Here is a 21,199-nt window from a genome sequence, read left to right as displayed (position 1 = left end):
CTTCCCGCGGTCATGTCCTTCCCTGAGTCCCGCGCGATACCCAACCGGCTGAACCTTCTGCTGCTCGCAGGAGCGGCCGTGGCGGCGGGTGTCTTGCTGCATGCGGCGTCCCACGCGCCCGCGTGGTGGCAGACGTTGCTGGCGATGGTGGCGTTCTCTTTCGTGAACAACACCATTTTCTCGCTGCTGCACGAGTCCGTGCACGGCATCTTCCATTCGAATCGCACGGCGAATGAATGGGGCGGGCGGGTCGCGGCAGCCTTCTTCCCCACCGCGCTCACCTTCCAGCGCATCTTCCACCTGCGGCATCATCGGAACAACCGCACGGAGGTGGAGCAGTTCGACTACCTGCGCCCGGAGGATAACAAATTCCTGAAGTACACCCAGTGGTACTGCATCCTCACCGGCCTCTACTGGACTGCCTCGCCGCTAGGCATGATCATGTACCTCGTCTGGCCGGGCGCGTTTCAGCTGAAGGCGTTGCGTTCGGACAACTCGCGCTTTGCCCAACAAACCGCTGCGGATGCGATGCTGGAGGGGTTTGACAAGGCGCCGAGTGGGAAGATTCGCGTGGAGATTCTCTTCACGCTCGCGGTGCAGGCCGCCCTTTTCATTTTGAGTGATGCCACATGGCAGGGCTGGCTCCTGTGTTATGCGACCTTCGCCGTGAACTGGAGCTCGCTTCAGTATGCGGACCATGCGTGGTCAGAGCTCGACCCGAAAGAAGGCGCCTGGAATCTGAAGGTGAACAAGGTCGTGCAGTGGCTCTTCTTGAACTACCACCATCACAAAGCGCATCACCAGCATCCTGACGTGCCCTGGGTGCATCTGCACAAGCATGTGGATTTCACCGAGCCACGCCCCTCCTTCCTGCGTATTTATCTGAGCATGTGGCGCGGTCCGCGTCCCATGCCAGAGAAACCAGAAACATGAAGCGTGGAAGCGGAGTAGAATGGCTGAGCTTCGCCGAGAGCCTGCGCTTTGCCAGACGTCACCGGCGCTACTTCGGCATCTTCCTGGTCATCTACGGACGCTCGCTGCTGCGCTGGAGGAAGATGCATGCTGCCCGTGTGGGCTACGCCTTCCTGCAATTGTTTGACGACTACATGGACGGTGATCGCACGTGGGACGGTTCCCTCGATGCACTGGCCGCACGCATGCAAGCGGAGTGGGACTCGGGTGTTTTTGCTGAGGACATTCCCCTCTCCCAACTCGGTGAGGCTTTCTGGAAAGAGCTCGAAGCCGCGCCCGAAGGCCGCACGGATGTGTATGCACTGCTGCAAGCGATGCATTTCGACTCGCAGCGTCGCGTCCAGCGATTGTTGCTGGATGAGCAGACCCTGCACGCGCATCTGCATCGCACCTTTTACCACTCGGTGGATATTCTTCTGGTCGTGTCTGGATTACAGACCCGCGCGAGGGAGGTGCCTGGTTTGGTGAAGGCGTTAGCGTGGTGTTCCGTGGTGAGGGATTTTGATGATGATGTGGCGGCGGGGATCATCAATGTTCCGCAGAAGGTGGTGGAAGCTGCGCGCTTGAGAGAAGGTGGTTCCGCTACAATCACCACTCACACACCCGAAGTCGCCGCGTGGCTGAATGAGGAACACGCGAAGGTGAAGGAACACCTTGAGCAGGCACACGCGAATCTCACTGAAGTCTCCACGAAGGAGCCGGAGGCGGCGAAGCTGCTCAGGGTGTTTCAGAAGTCCGTCGAAAAGTACGCTTCTCGCTGAGCACGTGAAATCACGCACGAGGTGAGCACAGGCCCAAGGAGAGGGGACATTCCTGTCCCCTTTCGAGGCGTGCTACATCCCCAAGACTAAAATCACCCATGCGCGTGCACGGAGCGACCGTCCCGCAGGGAGCGGCACTAGCCTAGTGCCGTCATATGCAGCGTTGCCACGCGAGCAGCTTGGAAGCGTCTTTACAGCTTCGAAAGAAAAGGCTCCGCATCCCACTTTGCCCACCACCGGCACTAAGGCTAGTGCCGCTCCCTGCGAACCGCTCGCCTCCTTCGTGGGACGTGCGACCTGAATGATGCATTTACGCGTCGCGAATGGGGACAGAAATGTCCCCACTCCCTGGCAGCTATTCCAGGTCCGGGACAAGCTTTCTAGCCTACTTTCCCCCCAACAAATCCGGCCGGTTCGCCTTCGTGCGCTCCAACGCCTGCTCCTTGCGCCACTTCGCAATCTTCCCATGGTCACCGGAAAGCAAGATGTCAGGCACCTTTATGCCGCGCCATTCAGCAGGACGCGTGTAGTGCGGATGGTCCAGCAAACCGGACTCACCGAACGACTCCTGCACCGCGCTTTCATCATCGCCCAGCACTCCAGGCAGCAACCTCACGATGGCATCGATCATCACCGCAGCGGCGATCGCGCCATTCGTGAGGACGTAGTCTCCGAGACTCAACTCTTCATCCACGGAGCTCTCCACGATGCGCTGGTCCACGCCTTCGTAGTGACCGCACAGAAAGATAAGATGCTGTTCCTTGCTGAGCCTCACGGCATCCGCCTGCTTGAAGGGCTTGCCTTGCGGCGTCATCAGCAGCACGCGACTCTGCGGTGTGCGCAACGGCTCCAGCGCCGCGAAGATGGGCTCCGGCCGCAGCACCATGCCCGGGCCGCCACCATAGGGTTCATCATCCACCTGGCGATACTTCCCCATGCCCTGTTCACGCAGGTCGTGCACACGATACTGAAACAACCCCTTGTCCCGCGCACGCCCCATGATGCTGGAGCCCAGCGGAACGTTTACGACTTCGGGAAAGAGGGTGATGATATCGGCAAGCACAGTGTACCACCCCTATCGCTCAAGTTGGACTTGGGCAAGCAGGAGGAACAAGGCTGCTTGCTTTGCCTAGCTCTTACGGAGCCTTGGTGGCTGGTGCTGACCTGACTTTCACCAAGGTGATTTTCAATTCCGAAGAGCTGGCCTCTCGCAAGGATCCCTGCGGAATCGGCGCGCTGCTGGACTCATCGGTGCCGGCCGGCAATTGGAGTCGAAAGCTCAGGTTCCGCCCAATGGGAATTCCAGTCTCCTTGTCCACTCCCTCGATGCGCACTTCCGCCGACGTAAGCATTTTTGAGGTCCCATTGAAAATCCGGTAGTTCAGGTAACTCGGGCTCAAGTTCCCCGAGATCGCTCCCACGAACTTCACCTGGGCCAACTCCTCCGCGGTGAGTTCCGGCCCCGTATCGACGCTTTCGGGGACCTTGGGCGCCGCTTCGTTTGGCACCGGTTGAACCACGGGATGCGCCTTTTCCCACTCCTCAGTGAATTTAGTCACCCTCTCGCCCTCCTCCATGCGCAAGCGGTTGGCCTCCTCATAAGAGTAGTGCAGTTCACGAGCCTTCCCGGTGAAACGATCCACTTCCACGAGGGTCGTTCCACTGGGGACAAGGACGATATTCCTGGAAAGGCCAAACCAGATGGCCAGGGCTCCGACAACGCCACCGGCGAAAAAGAGGAGTATGGATTTCATGGAGAGACCAGATTGTCCGTCATTGGCACAAAACAGATTACAACACCCTATGACGTAATCACGCCGGAAACATTCATGCCGCATATCAAGCCATGGCAAAAAGAGCGCGAGCCGAGCATTCAGGCAAGCCCTTCCTCAGGACTGTGACTGCATGAAGCCGGGATTCAATTCTCCTTCTTGGCCGGAACCTTCGCAGCCTCAGCTCTGAGCCTGTCTCGCACATCAAGCAAATCGGCAACCTTGCTCCTCAACCCGTTCATCACTTGCGTGATGTCATGCTTGCTCAAGGGATTGGTGAGCCGTTCTTGCTCCATTTCGTGAAAATACCGTTCGTAGCCTGAGACCTTCTCCTTCACGGCTTTTATTTCGCCCTGGTCTCCCTTGTTCTTTTCCAGCTCCGCCAGGCGCAGACGAGCGCCTTTCAAGTCTTCCGCCATGTCCATCAAGTCATTGGCGCAGCCCCTGAAGTAGTGCTGGACTGCCTTTTCATACTCCTCCAGCTCCTTCTTCGCTGCTGCCAAATCCTTTTCTGCCAGTTCAAGCGGGGTCTGTGCGCTCGCGGATTTTTTCACCTCCTTCTTGTCTTCGGGCGCATCCGCTGAGACTGGCGAAACAAAGGAAAACGCCGTGAAGAGAACGACGATCAAAGCGTGACGCAGAACATCCATTGGTGCCAAAGAATAGCAAAAACCAGATGATGGCGTCAAGAACCCGACCGGCACATCCGCGTCACCGCAACATCGACTTCAAATCGCGCTCCAACCTCTCCCGCTCTACCTCCAGTTCCTTGATCCGTTGCCGCAAGTTGGAGATGCGTTGAAAAGCTTCCAGCAAAGGCCTGTCTTGCTCCTCCATCGCCCTCGCCACTTTTCTATACTCCATCAATTCCGTCTTAAGCGTCTTCACCTCGGAAGCATGAGGATTGGATACTTCCAGAGTTTCCAACTTGGCGGTCGCCTCATCAATTCTCTTCTCAATCATCCAGACATCACTTCCGCAAGTCCTCCCGAGTCGAGCCGTCTTGCTCTCGCTCTGAAGCTTCGTCTGAAACTCGCTGACCTCATGGTTGATCTGCGCCACCCGGGATTCCATCGCCTTCCTGCCAACTTCATCGGAGTCAGGCTTCTTCTCCGTCACGAGGGACGGAGCTTGCGCATACACCCCTCCCGCCAGCCACAACGTGGCGAGCACAAAAGCAACATGGCAAACACGCGTGAGCATGTTTGCCATGGTACCGAAATCGACAAAAACTGGCAAGAGGAGGCTTACACGTCCTCATCCCCATCACTCTCACCTGCCTTGCGGCCGCGGAGCTTGGCTTCGATGAAGGCGTCAATGTCGCCGTCCATCACGGCCTGGATGTTGCCGGTCTTCTCACCGGTGCGGTGGTCCTTGGCCATTTGATACGGCTGGAAGACGTAGCTGCGGATCTGGTTGCCCCAGGCCACATCGCCCTTCTCGCCGTACTGGCGCTCCATCTCGGACTTCTTTTTGTCCTGCTCGAGCTGGTACAGCTTGGCCTTGAGCATGTGCATCGCCATTTCACGATTCTTGCCCTGGGAGCGCTGGACCTGACAGTTCACGATGATGCCCGTGGGCCCGTGGATGAGGCGTACGGCCGTCTCCACCTTGTTCACGTTCTGGCCACCCTTGCCGCCGGCGCGGTAGGTTTCAAACTTCACGTCCGCTTCGTTGAGTTCAATGCCACCGTCGTCCTCGATGTCGGGCGTCACGTCCACACTGGCGAAGCTGGTGTGGCGTTTCTTGGCCGCATCGAAAGGCGAGATGCGCACGAGGCGATGCACGCCGCGCTCGCAGTTCAGCTTTCCGAAGGCGTAGTCACCGGTCACCCTGAAGGTGGCGTTGCGCACGCCCACTTCTTCACCCGGTTGGAAGTCCACCATCTCCACCTTGTAGCCGGAGCGTTCGGACCAGCGGGTGTACATGCGCAGCAGCATGTCCGCCCAGTCGCAGGATTCGGTGCCGCCTGCGCCGCAGTGAATGGTCATGAATGCGCCGGTCTTGTCATACTCACCGCTGAGCATGATCGTGAGCTCGAAGTCGCCCAGCGCCTTGTCGAGCGCGGCGTATTCCTTCTCCACCTCTTTCCAGGAGGCGAGATCGTTCTCGTGCTCGGCGATTTCACCCAGCACGAAGAAGTCGGCCAGCCGCGTTTCCAGCGCCGCCAGCGGTTCGAGCTGGCCTTTGATGGCATTGACTCGACCGATGACCTTGCGCGCTGCGTCCTGGTCATTCCAGAACTCAGGTGTGGCGGTCTTCTCTTCCAGCGTTTCCAGTTCGGATTTCAGCTTCGCGACGTCAAAGATACCTCCGGAGCGCTCCGAGGCGGCCCTTCAGGCTCTCGGTGTCGAAGGCTTGCATATCAGTGACGACGGTCTTTGCTTGGTCCATAGGTCAGGTAGCCATACGATGGCGGCTGCGCAAGGGAAGATACGCGCCTGACCAGCAGGGGGCGCCTATTCTATTCCTTGACCGTGAACCCCTCGGGCGTCATGCCCACGAAGTACACATCGTGATCCGGCCGTGAGCCCGGCGTGTGGAAGTCCAGCATCACCAGTTCCTCATCCTGCGTGACGAAGCCGTGGGTGGTACCCGGCGGAAGGCGGAGGAAGTCACCGGTGGCCAGCTTGAAAGGCTCTCCATTCAGAATGGCGGTGCCGCTGCCGGAGAGGACGTAGTAGAATTCCTCGGCCACCTTGTGATAGCTCACACCGGTGGTCTGGTGCGGCTCAATGCAGACGCGGTAGGCCGTGGCGGCGAACTCGTCCTCGGGCGCAATCAGCGACTCAATTTTGTAGGGGCCGAGCCGTTGGACGAATGAGGGCGAGGTGCCCCGGTAGTGGACGATTCGAAAGGGGGTGGCCATGGGGATTCGGGGTGAGGTTTAACTAGCCGCGCGATGATGAAGGCTAAACATATGCCCATGCAGGCATTTTCTCATGGGCATTCATTTATTTTTTGGTAGAACCTTCACATTCAACTTCCGAGAGAAGTTGTGCCATAGACGCGTTTTTTCTCGCTTCGCCCGCGATCCATGTCTTCCTCCGCCCCCGCTTCACCACCCAGCCGGCATTCGATGCGCCGCGTGGTGACCGCCAGCTTCGTGGGCACAGCTATCGAGTGGTACGACTTCTTCCTCTACGGGACGGCAGCGGCGCTGGTCTTCAACAAGCTCTTCTTCCCCAACTTCGATCCCCACACCGGCACCATGGCCTCCTTCGGGACTTTTGCAGTGGGCTTCTTTGCACGTCCCTTGGGTGGGGTGATTTGCGGATACTTTGGCGACCGCATCGGGCGCAAATCGATGCTGGTGACCACGCTCATGATGATGGGGCTGGCCACCTTCGCCATCGGTCTTCTGCCTACGTATGAGAAAGCAGGCGTCCTCGCGCCCATCCTTCTGGTGTTGCTCAGGTTCATTCAGGGACTCGGCGTGGGCGGTGAGTGGGGCGGCGCGGTGCTCATGGTGGTGGAGCATGCAGAAAAGGAAAAGCGAGGTCTCTACGCAAGCTGGGTGCAGGCCGGAGTGCCTGCGGGCATGCTGCTGGCCACGGGCGTGATGAGCTGCTTCAACCTGATGCCCCAGGGATCCTTCCTCGCGTGGGGCTGGCGGGTGCCCTTTCTGCTTGGCATCCTGCTCACCGGCATCGGCTTCTTCATCCGCATGCAGGTGCTGGAGAGTCCCGTGTTCGAGCAGTCCAAGAAGGAGAAACCGCTCCCCACGATGCCCGTGTTGGAGGTGTTGAAAACGCATCCGGGCAATGTCCTGCTCGCCATGGGAGCACGTCTCGCGGAGAACGCCTTCTTCTACATATTCACCATTTGGGTGCTGACCTACGTTACGGAAAAACACGGTCTCCCAAAGAGCACGCCGCTGAACGGCGTGCTGCTGGGCTGTGCCATCCAGTTGGTCACCATTCCGTGGTTCGGCGCCATCTCGGATCGCGTGGGCCGTCGCCCGGTTTATCTGGCGGGCGCCTTCTTCCTGGTCCTGATGGCATTCCCGTTCTTCTGGCTGGTGGACACCCAAAACATGTGGTGGATCTGGGCCGCCATCGTCCTGGGAATGATTGGCCACTCCGCCATGTATGGGCCGCAGGCTGCGTTCTTCTCGGAACTCTTCGGCACCCGCACGCGCTACACCGGCACCTCCTTGGGCTACCAGCTCGCCTCACCTCTGGCAGGTGGACTGGCGCCACTCATTGCCACCGAACTTCTCCAGCGGAGCGGCAACGAGCCCTGGCCCATCGCGGTGTATCTCATCGTGATGGGAGCCATCACGATCACGTGTGTGTTCATTGCGGCGGAGACGAATCGGAAGTCGCTGGAGGGTGATAGTGATAGTGCGGGCAGCCGGGACGAATAGGCGAGAATACGCCAAATACGAGACGAGCGGAGCGAGCATCCAAAGGAGCGTGGACACTCTTGTCCGCCGTTCTGTGGCGCAGCGAAGTCTTTCATGCGACAACAGTGACGCCGCTCGTCAGAAGCTGCTGGTGGAATACGGCCCTGCCTGCCAGATGAAAGGAGATGGAACATCAGGGATAGCGGACAAGAGTGTCCGCGCTCCTTTCTTTTCCACCCCTACTCCACCCGCTCCATCGCCATCGCAATGCCCATGCCGCCGCCGGCACACAAGGTCGCCACGCCACGCTTCAGTTCTTCGTCTTCGAGGATGTGCAACAGGGTCACCAGCACGCGCGCGCCGCTGCAGCCCACCGGATGCCCCAGGGCAATGGCGCCACCACGGCGGTTCAGCTTCGCGCGATCCACACCGAGTTGCTCAGCGCACGCGAGGGTCTGTGCGGCGAAGGCTTCGTTAATCTCCATGGCGTCGACTTGATCCATGGTCCAACCGGTTTCCTTCAGCAGACGCTGCACGGCAGACACCGGTCCCAGTCCCATGGTGGCAGGCTCACATCCGGTCGCCACACCCGCCACAAGGCGGGCGCGTGGCTGCAGGTCGTACTTCCGCACCGCCTCCTCGGAAGCAAGCAGCAGCAGTGCCGCGCCATCATTGATGCCGGAGGAATTGCCCGCCGTGACCGTGCCATCCTTGCGGAAGGCCGGCTTCAACTTCGCCAGCTTTTCCAGAGTGGTATCCGCGCGCGGATGTTCATCGTGGGTGACCGGGCCCGCCCTGGTTTCCACCGGCACGATTTCCCGCTCAAAGGCTTCCGCAGCAGCAGCCGCACGCTCCTGACTCGTGAGCGCAAAGGCATCCTGCGCCTCGCGGGTGATGCCACAGGTCTCCACGATGCGCTCCGCCGTCTCTCCCATGCCGAGCTTGAGAATGGGGTCCGTGAGGCCATCCACAAAAATGGAATCTTCCAGCGTGGCATTCCCCAGCTTGCTGCCCTCACGCACATGGCGCGCGTAGTGCGGCGCGCGGCTCATCGATTCCACTCCGCCTGCCAGCACGACTGAGGACTGACCGGAGGCGATGGCATCCGCCGCCAATGCCACAGCTTTCATGCCGGAGGCGCACACCATGTTCACCGTGAACCCAGGCACGCTCTGCGCGAGGCCCAGTCGCAGCACGAGCTGACGCGCCACATTCATTCCCGAGCCTGCCTGCAACACCTGGCCCAGGATCACTTCATCCACCTGGCCCTCCAGTTCATCCGGCACCACGGCCTGCGCCACGGTGAGCGCCAGATCCGCAGGCGACAGCTCCTTCAGCCCGCCACAGAAGCGGCCTATGGGCGTGCGCTTCGCCTCGACAACGTAGATGGGTGCGGACCATTTCATGCTAGGACGGACTGGCGCTGCTGGAAACACTCGGACGGCATTACTCGGGGTGATTGTATCACAGGCGTGAACTCCATGCGATCCAGCACGTCCCGCTGGAGGTCGATTCCCGGAGCCAGTTCGATCAGCGCAGGTCCCTGGGGGGTCAATTCAAAAACGGCACGCTCGGTGACATAAAGCACCTGCCTGCCCTCACGAACCGCCGTGGGGCCGTGAAAGCACACCTGCTGCACCTGCTTCACAAACTTCGAGTGCTTCCCCTCTTGCAGTATGCGCAGCCCTCCCTCCCGCATTTCTACGGCGAGGTCCCCGGCCCTTAGCGTGCAGCAGAAGACCAGTCGCTTCGCGCTCTGGGCGATGTTCACAAAGCCACCCACACCCGCGAATCGACCGGACATCATGCTCACATTCACACTGCCTTCCGCATCGATCTCCGCCGCGCCGAGGATCGCAATGTCCATGCCGCCGCCATCGTAGAAGTCGAATTGGGAGGGCTGGTCAATCACCGCCTCCGGACGATGACTGCAGCCAAAGCTCAAGCCGGAGGCCGGTACACCGCCAAAGGGACCGCTTTCCACGGTCAGCGTGAAGTCCTTCAACCTGCCGGTCTCCGCCGCCACCGAGGCCACGGCCTCCGGCAGGCCGATGCCCAGATTCACCATTTCCCCGGGACGAATCTCCTGCAGGGCACGTGCACCAATGATCTTGCGCTCGGAGAAGGCAAGACGCGGAGGCTCCAGCTTCTCCCCCATGGCGGTGACATACGCTTCGTTGAACTGCTCACCGAAAGTCTGCGCGTGCTGCTCCGCATCAGACACCACGACGTAATCCACCAGCGCCCCCGGTACGCGCACCGCCTTGGGATCCACGCTGCCTTCCGTGATGCGCTCCACCTGGGCGATGACGATGCCGCCATGATTCCGCGCCGCTTGGGCAATGGGCAATACTTCACCCACCAGGCCCTCACGTTCCATGGTGAGATTCCCCCGGGCGTCCGCACTGGTGGCGCGGATGAGTCCCACATGAATCGGCACCGCGCGGTAGCGCAGCCAGTCCTCGCCATCCATGACCATGCGCTCAATCAAGGGCTCCGTGGTACGCGCGTTCATGCGTCCGCCGGAGTGCACCGGATCGATGAAGGTATTCAGCCCCACCTTGGTGAAGATACCGGGGCGCTTTGCGGCAATCTCGCGAAACAGCACGCAGACCACCCCTTGGGGGAAGTTGTACGCCTCGATCTTGTTCTCCAGCGCCAGCTTGCCCAGCTTCGGCGCGAGATTCCAGTGACCGCCGATGACGCGCTTGAGCAGGCCCTCGTGCGCGAGGTGATTCAATCCGCGCGAGGCACGGTCCCCCTGCCCCGCGGCGTACATGAGCGTGAGATCTCGCGGCCCCTGCCCGGCGAGGAACCGGCGCTCCAGCGCTGCCGTGAGCATTTCCGGATGCCCGGCTCCCACGAAACCTCCCACCGCCACCGTGGCGCCATCCGGGATCGCCGCCACGGCCTCCTCCACGGACGTGATTCGCGTGACGGCCCTCATCCGCGCCAGCCTCCGTTCACTTCAATCGTCTGGCCGGTCACATACGACGCGAGCGGTGAGCACAGAAACAGCGCCACGTGCGCAATCTCCTCCACCGTGCCAAAACGGGCCAGCGGCACATTCTTCAGCATCTCGGCGCGCACGTTCTCTGGGATGGTCGCCGCCATAGAAGTGTCCACCACGCCCGGGGCGATGGCATTCGCACGGATGCCGCGCCTCGCCGCCTCGCGGCTGACCACGCGCATCATGGCCTGCACGCCGGCCTTCGCGGCGGCGTAGTTTGCCTGGCCGTAGAATCCCTGAATCGCCGCGATGCTGCCCATGCTCACGATGGCGCCGTGGTCACGCATGACCTCCAGCCCGTATTTGCAGCAGTGGAAGACGCCCGAGAGGTTCACGTCCATCACGGACTGCCACTCGTCCAAAGACATCTTCGCCACGGTGCGGTCGCGGATGATGGCGGCGTTGTTGATCAGGGCATCCAAGCCACCGCAGGTGTCGCGCACCTGGTGCATCATCGCCTGCACCGCCTCCGCGTTCGCCACGTTCGCCTCCACCACGAGGGTGCTCCCGGCGCGTTTTTGCTCAAGTTCCGCCGCGAGGGCTGCGGCATCTGCCGGGGTGCTTCCCATGCCCGGATGGTTGATCACCACCGTCGCTCCGGCGGTGTGAAAAGTGCGTGCCATGCACGCGCCGATACCCTGTGATGCCCCGGTGATGAGGGCGACTTTTCCTGTCAGATCGATGGCGATGCTCATGCCGGGCGCCATGAAATCGGAACGTCGGCAGGTCTGCAAGCCTTTACATACCGGCGAAAGGGCGGTTTCTTAGGCGTTTGCCCCCACCGCCATCTGGAGGAATTTCTTTTGGAAACAGCCAGCGCCATCCTCATCAACCGCAGCCGGCTCTCCGAAACCAGCCTGATTGTGCACTGGTGTTCCGAGGAGGCCGGTCTCTTCAAGACGGTGGCCAAGGGAGCACTCCAGCCCAAGTCGCCCTTTGCCGGGCGGCTCGACCTCTTCGTGACCTGCGAAGTGGTCTGGGTCCCCAGTCCGAAGACGGACCTCCACACGCTCCGCGAGGTGCACCTCACTCATCCCCGCCTGCAATTACGGACAAGTTATCTACGCGTCCTGGCCGCCACCTACTTTTCCAAACTGGTGGATCTTGTGGCGGAGAAGGAAACTCCTCTCGGCGGCATTTATGAATTGTTGAGGTTGAGCCTCGACTATCTCACGGAGCACGACCCCTCGGAACGATTGCTGCTGAGGTTCGAGGCGAAGCTTTGTTCAGAACTCGGGCTCGGAAATGACTCGCGCGGTGCTGCCGCCCTGTTGCATGATGTTTATCACCGGCCACTCCCCCCGCAGCGGCGCCAATTGCTGGAAGAAATGGTCAAAACCCCTAAACAAGAATCCCAAGACAATCGCGATTTCGCTTGATGGAAGCGCCGTCCATGCTTGTTGTGATCCTTTCGGCTTCAATCTGAACCCATGTCCTCAGAAAACCTCAACACGCTCCTCGAAGGACACCTGTCCAGTCTGCTGGATGCCGGTAAAATCGACGACGCGCTGAGGGTGGCCAGTACCGCCCTGCGCAACGCGCGCCAGGCCGCTGAAGAAGACGAGGCCAACCTCCCCCTGCTGGTCAACGCGCTTGAAACTCTCGCTGAGCTGCATCGGCAGGCAGGAGATTTCGAAAAATCCGAATCTCTCTACCAAGAAGGCATCGAAACCGGCGAACGCGCTGGCGTGGATACCTTCCAGATGGCCCGCCTCCGCTCCGGCCTCGCCACGCTTTATGATTTCAACCAGCGGGAGGAGCTGGCCATCCCGCTCTATGAGTCGGCGATTGAAGGCTATGACCGCATGGTACCGCCCCGTACGCACGACAGCGCGCAGATGCGGAACAACCTGGCGATGATTTACAAGAGCCTGGGCCGCTACCCGCTCGCCGAGCAGCATTACCTCATGGCTCTGGAGACGCTGGAGAAGGACTACGGCCGTGACAATGAACGTGTGGCCGCTGTCTTCAATAATCTGGGCGGTCTCTATTACACCGCCGGTTTTGCCGAGCAGGCGAAGGAGATGCACATGGAGGCGCTCGACATTCGCACGAAAGTGTTCGGTCCCGACCACCCGGAAGTGGCCCAAAGCTACAGCAACCTCGCCACCGCCTGCTACGAACTGCAGGACGACGCCGCCACCCAGCAGAATTACGAAAAGAGCCTGCGCATCCTCGAACAGAATATCGACACCTGCGCAGACAGCTACGAGGAAATCGGCATGGACTACGCCAATGTGCTGGAGTCCATGGGCGAAGACCGCAAAGCCGAGGTCCTGAAGAAGCGCATCGCGAAGGTGCTGCGGCGGTAAGTTACGCCACGGTTAAGGTGGCAGGAGTCAAGCCGAAGGCCTTGGACTGCGGCAGCCTGCTGCGGCGATGGTGATACTCGCTCGTAAGGTGATGCGTCTGGAAAAGCTTGGCGACTTCGTCGCGGCACGGCGCGCAGCAGGCTGCGCCGGGAGAAAGCGGCAGCAGGCTGCACGCAGTCCAAGGACGCTACGCGTCAGCATCCGCAGCCATGTGTCTTTTAGCTTCCTCCCCGGGATTCTCACGGTTCTGTGAACCTCACATTCCTGCACCCCGCGCTCATTACGTATTCATAAAGTACTTACGTTGAACGCGTGAACTACACGTTCACATCTTCCAAGTTGCCAAATCTCCGGCGCAATGCATAGATGGCAGTCCCTCGACCCGGACCTCAGGTACACGGCGAAGGCATCCGATGTCAGACAAAAAATCCTCGAGCTGGACTCTCGCGCTACTGGCGCTCGGGGTGGTGTATGGAGACATTGGTACCAGCCCGCTTTACGCGCTGAAGGAGACCGTTTCCCACGGCAGATTTGAAGCGGACAAGGTGCTCACGGTCTACGGGCCGGTGTCCCTGATGTTCTGGTCCCTGACCATCATCGTCACCATCAAGTACCTGCTGCTGCTCTCGCGTGCGGACAACCAGGGTGAGGGTGGGGTGTTCGCCCTCTATGCACTCCTGCGCCAACAGGCGGCGGGACTTTCCAAGCGGGCCATCGGCGTACTGAGCATCATTGCCCTTGTCGGGGCGGCCCTGCTCTATGGGGATGGCATCATCACCCCGGCGATTTCCGTGCTCGCGGCGGTGGAAGGCCTCTACGTCATCAATCCGGACTTGCCGCACTACATTGTGCCCGTGTGCGCGGCCGTCCTGCTCCTTGGGCTTTTCCTCGTGCAGCGGCATGGCACGGTGCGCATCGGTGCCAGCTTCGGACCGGTGATGTTGATATGGTTTTTCGTGCTGGCCGTCCTCGGCCTGACCAATCTGGTGAAGAGGCCCGACATCCTCGCCGCTCTGCTGCCCCACCACGGCTGGATCTACCTCATCTATGAGCGGTCGGAGGCCCTGCACATCATGGGCACGGTGCTGCTCTGCGTGACCGGGTGCGAGGCGCTGTATGCGGACATCGGCCACTTCAGCCGCACGGCGATGCAACGCTCCTGGGTCTTCGTCGCGTACCCGGCGCTGATCCTGAACTACCTCGGCCAGGGCGCACTGATCCTGAACAACCCCACGATGGTGGATCAGCCGAAGTTCAACCCCTTCTTCCAGATGGCTCCGGTGTGGTCGCAGTGGCCGCTGGTCATCCTCGCCACCGCCGCCACCATCATCGCCTCGCAGGCCATGATTACCGGCGTCTTCAGCCTGACGCAGCAGGCGGTGCAGCTCGGCTTCCTGCCACGGCTCAAGATTGTACACACCTCCACGGACACTCGTGGCCAGATCTTCATGCCGCAGGTGAATATGCTCCTGTGTGTGGCGTGCCTCGCCCTTGTGCTGGTGTTTCAGGAGTCCGGTTCCATCGCCGGCGCTTACGGCCTGAGTGTGTCCTCCGACATGCTCCTGAGCAGCATCCTGCTCTTCATGGTGATGACCCGTGTGTGGAAGACACCCACGTGGATGGCTGCCATCCCCGTCGGCATTTTCCTTTCCATGGAAATCGGCTACTGGCTGGGCAGCCTCACAAAGATACGCCACGGCGCGTGGATCCCGCTCGTCATCACCGCCATTCTGTGGACGCTCATGAAGACCTGGCGCGACGGTCGCGCCATCCTGGTGAAGCGAGTCACCCGCCAGCTCATCCCGGTGACTCACCTCGTGGAAGAGGTAAAGAAGAACAAAATCCTTCGCGTGCCGGGCATCGGCGTCTTCCTTTCCTCCTCCTCCGATGGCCTGCCCTTGGTGCTGCTGCACCACCTGAAGCACAACAAGGTGCTCCACCAGAACGCCGTCATCCTCACCGTGCGATTTGAGGAGGAGCCGTATGTAAAGAATGCCGACCGCATCCAGATTGTGGAGCTGCACGAGACCTTCTCCCGCATCATTCTGCGCTACGGATTCGCCGAGCAGCCGGAGGTGATGCGCGACCTCACCGCCGCACTGAAGAAGCAGGGCATCACCAAGCTGGGTGACATCAGCTACTACCAGAGCCGCGAACTCCTGCTCACTGACGGCAAGGGCCGCATGGCCACTTGGCGGAAAAAACTTTTTGTCTTCCTTTCCCGCATCGCCCGGCCCGCTACCGGCTACTTCCAGCTTCCCTCACGACAGGTCATCGAACTGGGCATCCAGCTCGAGCTGTAGTGGTTTGGTGCTGTTGGACGTTGTCCGGAACTCATGAACAATCCACATCATGCCAGAAGCTGGGCGGTTGCCGTGGCAGCGCTTGGTGTCGTGTATGGGGACATCGGTACCAGCCCGCTGTATGCGTTGCGGGAATGCTTTGGTGAAGGGCGCTTCCTGGCAAGTGACCCGGTGACGGTATTGGGACCCGTGTCCCTCATGCTCTGGTCATTCATCCTGATCGTCAGCATCAAGTACCTGCTGATCCTGGTGCATGCGACCAATCAGGGTGAGGGTGGTGTCTTCGCCCTGCTCTCCATCCTGAAACATCCGGAGGCGGGACTGAAGAAGGAACACCTCAAGTGGCTCGGCCTGTTTGCGATCATCGGTGCGGCACTTCTCTATGGCGACGGCGTGATCACCCCGGCCATTTCCGTGCTTTCTGCCGTGGAAGGTCTGGAGGAGATCAATCCGGAGTTCGAGAAGTACGTGGTGCCCGTGGCCGTGGCCATCCTGCTGGCCGTCTTCCTCGTGCAGCGGCATGGCACGCACCGTATTGGTGCGGGCTTCGGGCCCATCATGCTCATCTGGTTCGGAGTGCTGGGAGCCCTGGGAGTCTACAACCTGATGCAATATCCGGCCGCCGCGGCTGCGCTCTCGCCGCACTATGGCATCAGGTACCTGATTGAGCACGGCCACCATGGTCTGGGCATCATGGGCAGTGTGCTGCTGTGCGTTACAGGATGTGAAGCGCTATATGCCGACATCGGACACTTCGGGCGCACGGCGATGCAGCGCTCCTGGTTCCTCGTCGCATTCCCCGGACTGGCGCTGAACTATCTCGGCCAGGCCGCGCTGGTGCTGCGTGATCCTACCACGCACGAGAGCCCCTTCTTCCGCCTCGCGCCGCAGAGCTTGCTGCTGCCTCTGGTCATTCTGAGCACGCTGGCCACCATCATCGCATCCCAGGCCATGATTACCGGTGTCTTCAGCCTCACCCAGCAGGCTGTGCAACTCGGCTTCCTGCCACGGCTGAAGATCAAACACACGAATCCCGACGTGCGCGGGCAGATCTACCTCCCGCAAATCAATCTGCTCCTCTGCGTGTGCTGTCTCGCGCTGGTTTTGGCGTTTGGCAGCTCCAGCAAACTGGCGGCCGCATACGGGCTCACCGTGTCTGCGAACATGATGCTGACCAGCTCACTCCTGCTCATCGTGGTCACGCGTCTGTGGAAGTGGCCCTGGTGGAAGGGGCTGGTTCCTGTGATTCTCTTCCTCATCTGGGAGTCCACCTATGTGGCCGGCAGTCTCGCGAAACTCTTCCACGGTGCGTGGATGCCGCTACTGCTGACCCTTCTGCTCTGGATCCTGATGAAGACCTGGCAGGACGGTCGCGCGCTGTTGTGGCGCATCATGACGCGTGGACAGATTCCCATCGACCACCTGATTAGTGAACTGGAGAACAAACGCATCCCCCGCGTGCGCGGCACCGGTGTTTTCATGAGCGGCTCCTCCGACGGCATGCCGCTCGTGCTCCTGCACCATCTGAAGCACAACAAATCCCTGCACGAGCGCGTGGTGCTGCTCACGGTGGCATTCCTGGAGGAACCCTACGCGACAAAAGAAGAGCGCTTCACCGCCACGGAATTGATGCCCGACTTCTACCGCGTGGTGCTCAGATACGGATTCGTGGAATCGCCGGATGTGATGCGTGACCTCTGCCGTGCCCTCGCCGTGAAACGCGGCGGCGAGATGAGCAACATCAGCTTCTACCAGGCGAGAGAACTGCTCCTCCCCACCGGCAAGAGCGGCATGGCGCCCTGGCGGAAGAAACTCTACATCTTCCTCTCCCGCATCGCCCGTCCTGCTACCGGATACTTCGACCTGCCCTCACGACAGGTCATTGAGCTGGGGATTCAGATGGAGCTGTGAAGGTCGGCGGAAAACGCTCCTTGAAGGTGACCTGCGCACTACTCCTTCACTCACTCGCCCCAAGGTGAGCTCGGATAGCTTCCAAGAACCTTGATGGCATCCCCCTCATTGACCACGATCTCGACCGACTTCTTCAGGGCTTCGTCGTGACAATGCCCGGTGACTTCCAGGAAAAAGCGCACGTGCGTTTGTGAGCCGGACTCCTCGACCGGCACGGGACGATTTTCGATCTGCCGCACGTTGATGCCGTAATCGGCGAAGGCTTTCAGGATTTCCAACAAGGCACCTACACGGTCGCGAGCAGTCACCATGAGCATGGTGTGATCATTTCCCGTGGCGGGAGCAGGACGGCGACCCAGCACAATGAAGCGGGCCTGGGAGGCGCTGTCGTCGATGGAGGCGGCGATGATTTTCAGCCCCTGCAGTTCCGCTCCGAGGGCCGTGCCCAACGCGGCGGAGTTCGGGTGTTCGCAGGCGAATGCAGCCGCCTGGCTGGTGCTGGGAGCTTCACGCAGCTCCACGTCGGGGAAGTTTTGGGTCAGCCACTTGCGGCACTGGGCAATCACCTGCGGGTGGCCATAGATGTAGTCCACGGTATCCTTGGGACCATTGGACATGAGGACGGTCTCCGTTCGCCAAAGGAACTGCGAGTAGATCTGCATCGGCGAATCCACGAGGTGATCCAGCGTGTGGTGCACCGCACCCTCCGTGCTGTGCTCGATGGGCAGCACTCCGTAGTCCGCCTCCTGCGTGGTCACGCGCTCGAAGACATCCTCCGTGCTTGCCTCCGGAATGTAGAGCACGCTGTTGCCGAACCGGCTGACGGCCGCCTGATGGGTCCACGACCCCGCCGGGCCCATGTAGGAAATGCGCATGTCCTGCTCCAGGGCCAGTGCGGCGGAGATGATTTCACGGTAGATGGCGCGGATGGACTTCTCCGGGAGGCGGCCCTTGTTCTGCTTGTTCAGCTCGATGAGCTTCTTGAGCAGACGCTCCTCGCGGTCGGGGGCATAGATCTCCAGGCCTTCCTTGCGTTTGATCTCTCCGACATGATGCACCAGATCGGCTCGCTCGTTCAGGAGGCGAAGAAGGTCCTGATCCACGCGGTCAATCTCAATGCGAACGTCTTCCAGTGTCATGATGGTGTGAGGAAATCCCGAGGATTTAGAGCGAGCGCTGCCGGGGTGGAAAGCAGAAAATGCATGTGTCGGCAAATCGGGTGCTCTAGGACGGGGTGTGGAACAAGTGGAAATTCAGGCAGATAGGCGCGCATCCACCCAAGGAGTGGGGGCATTCCTGCCCCCATGGGAGGTGTCAAAGGCACACTTCAGGTCACATGTCCCCAAGAGGTGGCAGGCAACTCGCAGGGAGCGGCACTAGCCTTAGTGCCGGTGGTAGGCAAATGAGGGTGCGGAGCCCATCCTTCCGAAGCTTTACGGACGCTTCCAAGCTATTCGCGTGGCTACACTGCACATGACGGCACTAGGCTAGTGCCGCTCCCTGCGAGACGGTCGCTTCGTTTACAGAAAGAGGTAGAACAACCCCTCAAGGTGTAGCACGCCCAAGATGGGGCCAAGAATGGCCCCACTCCTTGATCGCTTCGCTACTTCAAATACTTGTCGAACCAATCCCCGGCCGCCTTCGCGGTTTCATCCAGCCAGGGCTGGCTCATCCAAAAGGGATGGGGTGCGCCTTTCAGCGTGATCACCTCAGTCGGCACGCCGAGGGCACGCAGTTTCACCTGCATCTCAGGCCGTCCGATTTTCACGGTGTCATTCTCTCCTTCGAGGAACAAGGTGGGCGGGCAGCCCTGCTTCACGTGCGTGATGGGCGAGGCCTGGGCAAACAGCGCCTTGTTTTCCGCAAACGGTCCGAGGTACTGAATCACCGCCTCGTTGTTCTGCATGCGGTTGGATTCCACGAAGTCCATAGTCGCAGCCATGACAATGCAGGCCTTGATGGCGGTGGACTGCTCGGGCTCGCCACCGGTGCCTTCCAGTTCCTTCACGCCACCGGTCATGCCCATCAAGCCACTGAGCTGGCCGCCAGCAGAGCCGCCCGCCACGCCGATGCGTTCAGGGTCGAGGTGATACTCCTCCGCATGGGCACGGAGGAAGCGCAGGGCAGCTTTGCAATCATGCAGCGCAGCGGGAAACTTGGCATCGGTCGAGAGGCGGTAAGCCACCTGTGCGACCACATACCCGCGCTGCGCCAGACGTTCGGCGAGGGGCTTGTCCGCTTCCACCTGACGGGCTCTCCAGCCACCGCCGTGAATGAGCAGGATGGCAGGATACTTGCCCGCCGCCTTGGGGACGTAGATGTCCAGCAGCACGGCGAAATCACCGACGCGCGAGCACTCGATCTTCTCGTGCAGCGTCAGCGTGTCCGGCAGTGCGGGAAGCACCTTCGTGAACTTCGGTTTCTCGGGCTTGGCTGCGGGATCCTTGGGCTTTTCAGGTCCCTGGGAAAAAGCAGGGGACACAAGCGCCACGGCAAAGGCGGCTGCGAGGAAGGCGGAAAATGGTTTCATGACGGGAGAAAGGCAGAATGTGATGGCAGGCGACCGGGCCGGGCAGGAGTAGTGCAGACAGACAAACACGCACCACGGCAACCAAAGAACGCATTCGGCTGAACGAAGCGTTCTGACCGTCTCTTCCAGCAACTCGACTACCGACTACCACGCGGCTTCGTAGAGCGCGATGAAGTCACCCTCCGTGAGCGGACGCGGATTGAAGTTGGCGGTCCACTGCTTCGCAGCTCCTTGGGCGAGCACCGGGATGCGGTCGCGGTCCACGTTCAGTTCGCGGAGTTGCGTGCGCAATCCGGCAGCGCGGAGGAGCTCGGTCACACGCCCCGGCAAGTCCCCAGCGTGGTAGCTGGCATAAATCTCCGCGATTTCCGGCAGGGCGGCATTGAAGCGGATGATGTGCGGCAACATCAAGCCCACCGCCTGACCGTGCACAATATTGAACTCTGCGGTGAGCGGATTCGCGCAGGAATGGGCCGCGCCGAGCATGGAGTTCTCAATCGCAGTGCCGGCAAAGGCCGCGCCTAGTTGCATGGAACTGCGCGCTTCCAGGTCGGTTGGCTCCTGCAGCACGCGCTCGAAGCCACGCATGAGGAAGCGGAACGACTGGCGGGAATAGGTGGTGGAGAGCGGCGTGCGCTTGTTCGTCACCGCTGTCTCCAAGGCGTGCGCCACGGCATCGATACCAGTCACGGCGGTCACGCGGGCCGGTTGGGAAACGGTGAGCTCGGGGTCGAGCAGCGCAATCTTCGCCGCAGCCTTGGGGTCGCCACACGCCATCTTCACATGCGTGACAGCGTCCGAGATGAGGGCAAAGCTCTGGCATTCGCTGCCCGTGCCAGCCGTGGTGGGGACGGCGATGAGGGGAAGCATTTCCCTGGTGGCCTTGCCCACGCCCCAGTAGTCCTTCATCGTGCCACCGTTGGTGAGGATGAAATTGCAGCCCTTGGCAGTGTCCATGCTGCTGCCGCCACCGAGGCCGATGATCAAATCCGTCTTGAAGTCCCGCGCGAACTCCACGCAGGCATCCACATCGAGATTCGTGGGATTCTCATGCACCTGGTCGAACACCGCCGACTCCAGGCCCGCCTTGCGCAGGGCCTCGACCGCATGGCCGGTGTGACCGGCTCTTACGATGCCCGCGTCCGAGACCACCAGCACCCGCTTGCCTCCGAGTTCCTGCGCCAGTTCACCAATGCGTTGCACGGCTCCGTTTCCGAAGACCAGGCGGGTGCGAGGGATGTGATCGAACGGCGCAAGAAGGGTTGTCACGCGGATGAAGC

Annotated in this window: 19 protein-coding genes; 7 read left to right on the top strand and 12 right to left on the bottom strand. The window is 60.7% G+C overall.

All coding sequences use genetic code 11. The features are described from left to right. Positions 1–12: 12 nt before the first annotated feature. Positions 13–933, top strand: coding sequence for a fatty acid desaturase (locus tag G5S37_RS03535; RefSeq protein WP_165200905.1), 921 nt, complete (start codon positions 13–15; stop codon positions 931–933). Next, positions 930–1,733, top strand: coding sequence for a squalene/phytoene synthase family protein (locus tag G5S37_RS03530; RefSeq protein ID WP_165200903.1), 804 nt, complete (start codon positions 930–932; stop codon positions 1,731–1,733). The genes G5S37_RS03535 and G5S37_RS03530 overlap by 4 nt, the downstream gene beginning before the upstream one ends. 385 nt (positions 1,734–2,118) lie before the next feature. Here G5S37_RS03530 and trmD read toward each other — a convergent pair whose 3' ends face one another. The 6 genes from trmD to G5S37_RS03500 form a co-directional block, all read right to left on the bottom strand. Beyond that, positions 2,119–2,796 carry a tRNA (guanosine(37)-N1)-methyltransferase TrmD gene (trmD, locus tag G5S37_RS03525; protein ID WP_165200901.1) on the bottom strand — a complete coding sequence of 226 codons (678 nt, stop codon included), beginning with the start codon at positions 2,794–2,796 and terminating at the stop codon, positions 2,119–2,121. A gap of 73 nt (positions 2,797–2,869) precedes the next feature. After that, the gene (locus G5S37_RS03520) at positions 2,870–3,487 is read right to left on the bottom strand and encodes a hypothetical protein (protein WP_165200899.1); all 618 of its coding nucleotides are present in this window, start codon (positions 3,485–3,487) and stop codon (positions 2,870–2,872) included. 164 nt (positions 3,488–3,651) lie between these two features. After that, positions 3,652–4,194, bottom strand: coding sequence for a hypothetical protein (locus G5S37_RS03515; RefSeq protein WP_165200897.1), 543 nt, complete (start codon positions 4,192–4,194; stop codon positions 3,652–3,654). Between the two features lie 22 nt (positions 4,195–4,216). Continuing rightward, a complete protein-coding gene (locus G5S37_RS03510; RefSeq protein WP_165200895.1) occupies positions 4,217–4,708 on the bottom strand; it encodes a hypothetical protein in 492 nt (163 codons plus the stop codon). Positions 4,709–4,752: 44 nt separating this feature from the next. After that, positions 4,753–5,899 (bottom strand): peptide chain release factor 2 gene (gene prfB, locus G5S37_RS03505; RefSeq protein WP_206026293.1). Its coding sequence is split into 2 segments (ribosomal slippage): positions 4,753–5,814 and positions 5,816–5,899, totalling 1,146 coding nucleotides; the frame shifts between segments, so codons are not numbered across the junction. A gap of 70 nt (positions 5,900–5,969) precedes the next feature. Next, entirely contained in the window at positions 5,970–6,374 is a 405-nt protein-coding gene (locus G5S37_RS03500) for a cupin domain-containing protein (RefSeq protein ID WP_165200893.1), read from the bottom strand. Between the two features lie 168 nt (positions 6,375–6,542). Between G5S37_RS03500 and G5S37_RS03495 the strand changes: the two genes are divergently transcribed. Next, positions 6,543–7,874: an MFS transporter gene (locus G5S37_RS03495; protein ID WP_165200891.1), complete on the top strand. Its 1,332-nt coding sequence runs from the start codon at positions 6,543–6,545 to the stop codon at positions 7,872–7,874. Positions 7,875–8,092: 218 nt separating this feature from the next. Here G5S37_RS03495 and G5S37_RS03490 read toward each other — a convergent pair whose 3' ends face one another. From G5S37_RS03490 to G5S37_RS03480, 3 genes are read right to left on the bottom strand one after another with little or no spacing between them, the layout of a single operon-like run. Then, entirely contained in the window at positions 8,093–9,259 is a 1,167-nt protein-coding gene (locus G5S37_RS03490) for a thiolase family protein (RefSeq protein WP_165200889.1), read from the bottom strand. After that, positions 9,256–10,800 carry a malonate decarboxylase subunit alpha gene (locus tag G5S37_RS03485; protein ID WP_165200887.1) on the bottom strand — a complete coding sequence of 515 codons (1,545 nt, stop codon included), beginning with the start codon at positions 10,798–10,800 and terminating at the stop codon, positions 9,256–9,258. The genes G5S37_RS03490 and G5S37_RS03485 overlap by 4 nt, the downstream gene beginning before the upstream one ends. Beyond that, positions 10,797–11,558 carry an SDR family oxidoreductase gene (locus G5S37_RS03480; RefSeq protein ID WP_165200885.1) on the bottom strand — a complete coding sequence of 254 codons (762 nt, stop codon included), beginning with the start codon at positions 11,556–11,558 and terminating at the stop codon, positions 10,797–10,799. Before G5S37_RS03480 ends, G5S37_RS03485 begins: the two co-directional genes overlap by 4 nt. Positions 11,559–11,666: 108 nt before the next feature. Here G5S37_RS03480 and recO point away from each other — a divergent pair, with 108 nt between their 5' ends. From recO to G5S37_RS03460, 4 genes are all read left to right on the top strand, one after another. After that, positions 11,667–12,242 carry a DNA repair protein RecO gene (gene recO, locus G5S37_RS03475; RefSeq protein ID WP_165200883.1) on the top strand — a complete coding sequence of 192 codons (576 nt, stop codon included), beginning with the start codon at positions 11,667–11,669 and terminating at the stop codon, positions 12,240–12,242. Positions 12,243–12,293: 51 nt separating this feature from the next. After that, a complete protein-coding gene (locus tag G5S37_RS03470) occupies positions 12,294–13,175 on the top strand; it encodes a tetratricopeptide repeat protein (RefSeq protein ID WP_165200881.1) in 882 nt (293 codons plus the stop codon). 413 nt (positions 13,176–13,588) lie between these two features. Continuing rightward, positions 13,589–15,478, top strand: a complete 1,890-nt coding sequence (locus tag G5S37_RS03465) for a KUP/HAK/KT family potassium transporter (RefSeq protein WP_240914791.1) — start codon at positions 13,589–13,591, stop codon at positions 15,476–15,478. Between the two features lie 33 nt (positions 15,479–15,511). Further along, on the top strand, positions 15,512–17,389 hold the full coding sequence (locus G5S37_RS03460; protein WP_165200879.1) for a KUP/HAK/KT family potassium transporter: 1,878 nt from the start codon (positions 15,512–15,514) through the stop codon (positions 17,387–17,389). Positions 17,390–17,439: 50 nt separating this feature from the next. Here the strand turns inward: G5S37_RS03460 and G5S37_RS03455 are convergent, their stop codons facing one another. From G5S37_RS03455 to G5S37_RS03445, 3 genes are all read right to left on the bottom strand, one after another. Continuing rightward, positions 17,440–18,528 (bottom strand): bifunctional chorismate mutase/prephenate dehydratase, encoded by a 1,089-nt coding sequence (locus tag G5S37_RS03455; RefSeq protein WP_165200877.1) that lies wholly within the window; start codon positions 18,526–18,528, stop codon positions 17,440–17,442. Between the two features lie 464 nt (positions 18,529–18,992). Continuing rightward, entirely contained in the window at positions 18,993–19,919 is a 927-nt protein-coding gene (locus G5S37_RS03450) for an alpha/beta hydrolase (protein ID WP_165200875.1), read from the bottom strand. A gap of 144 nt (positions 19,920–20,063) precedes the next feature. Then, entirely contained in the window at positions 20,064–21,188 is a 1,125-nt protein-coding gene (locus tag G5S37_RS03445) for an iron-containing alcohol dehydrogenase (protein WP_165200873.1), read from the bottom strand. Positions 21,189–21,199: the final 11 nt, after the last annotated feature.

It is taken from the genome of Roseimicrobium sp. ORNL1, from assembly GCF_011044495.1.
Taxonomy (GTDB): Bacteria; Verrucomicrobiota; Verrucomicrobiia; order Verrucomicrobiales; family Verrucomicrobiaceae; genus Roseimicrobium.
The sequence above is the reverse complement of the archived record's forward strand: the minus strand, read 5'-3'. Positions and strand labels throughout refer to the sequence as shown.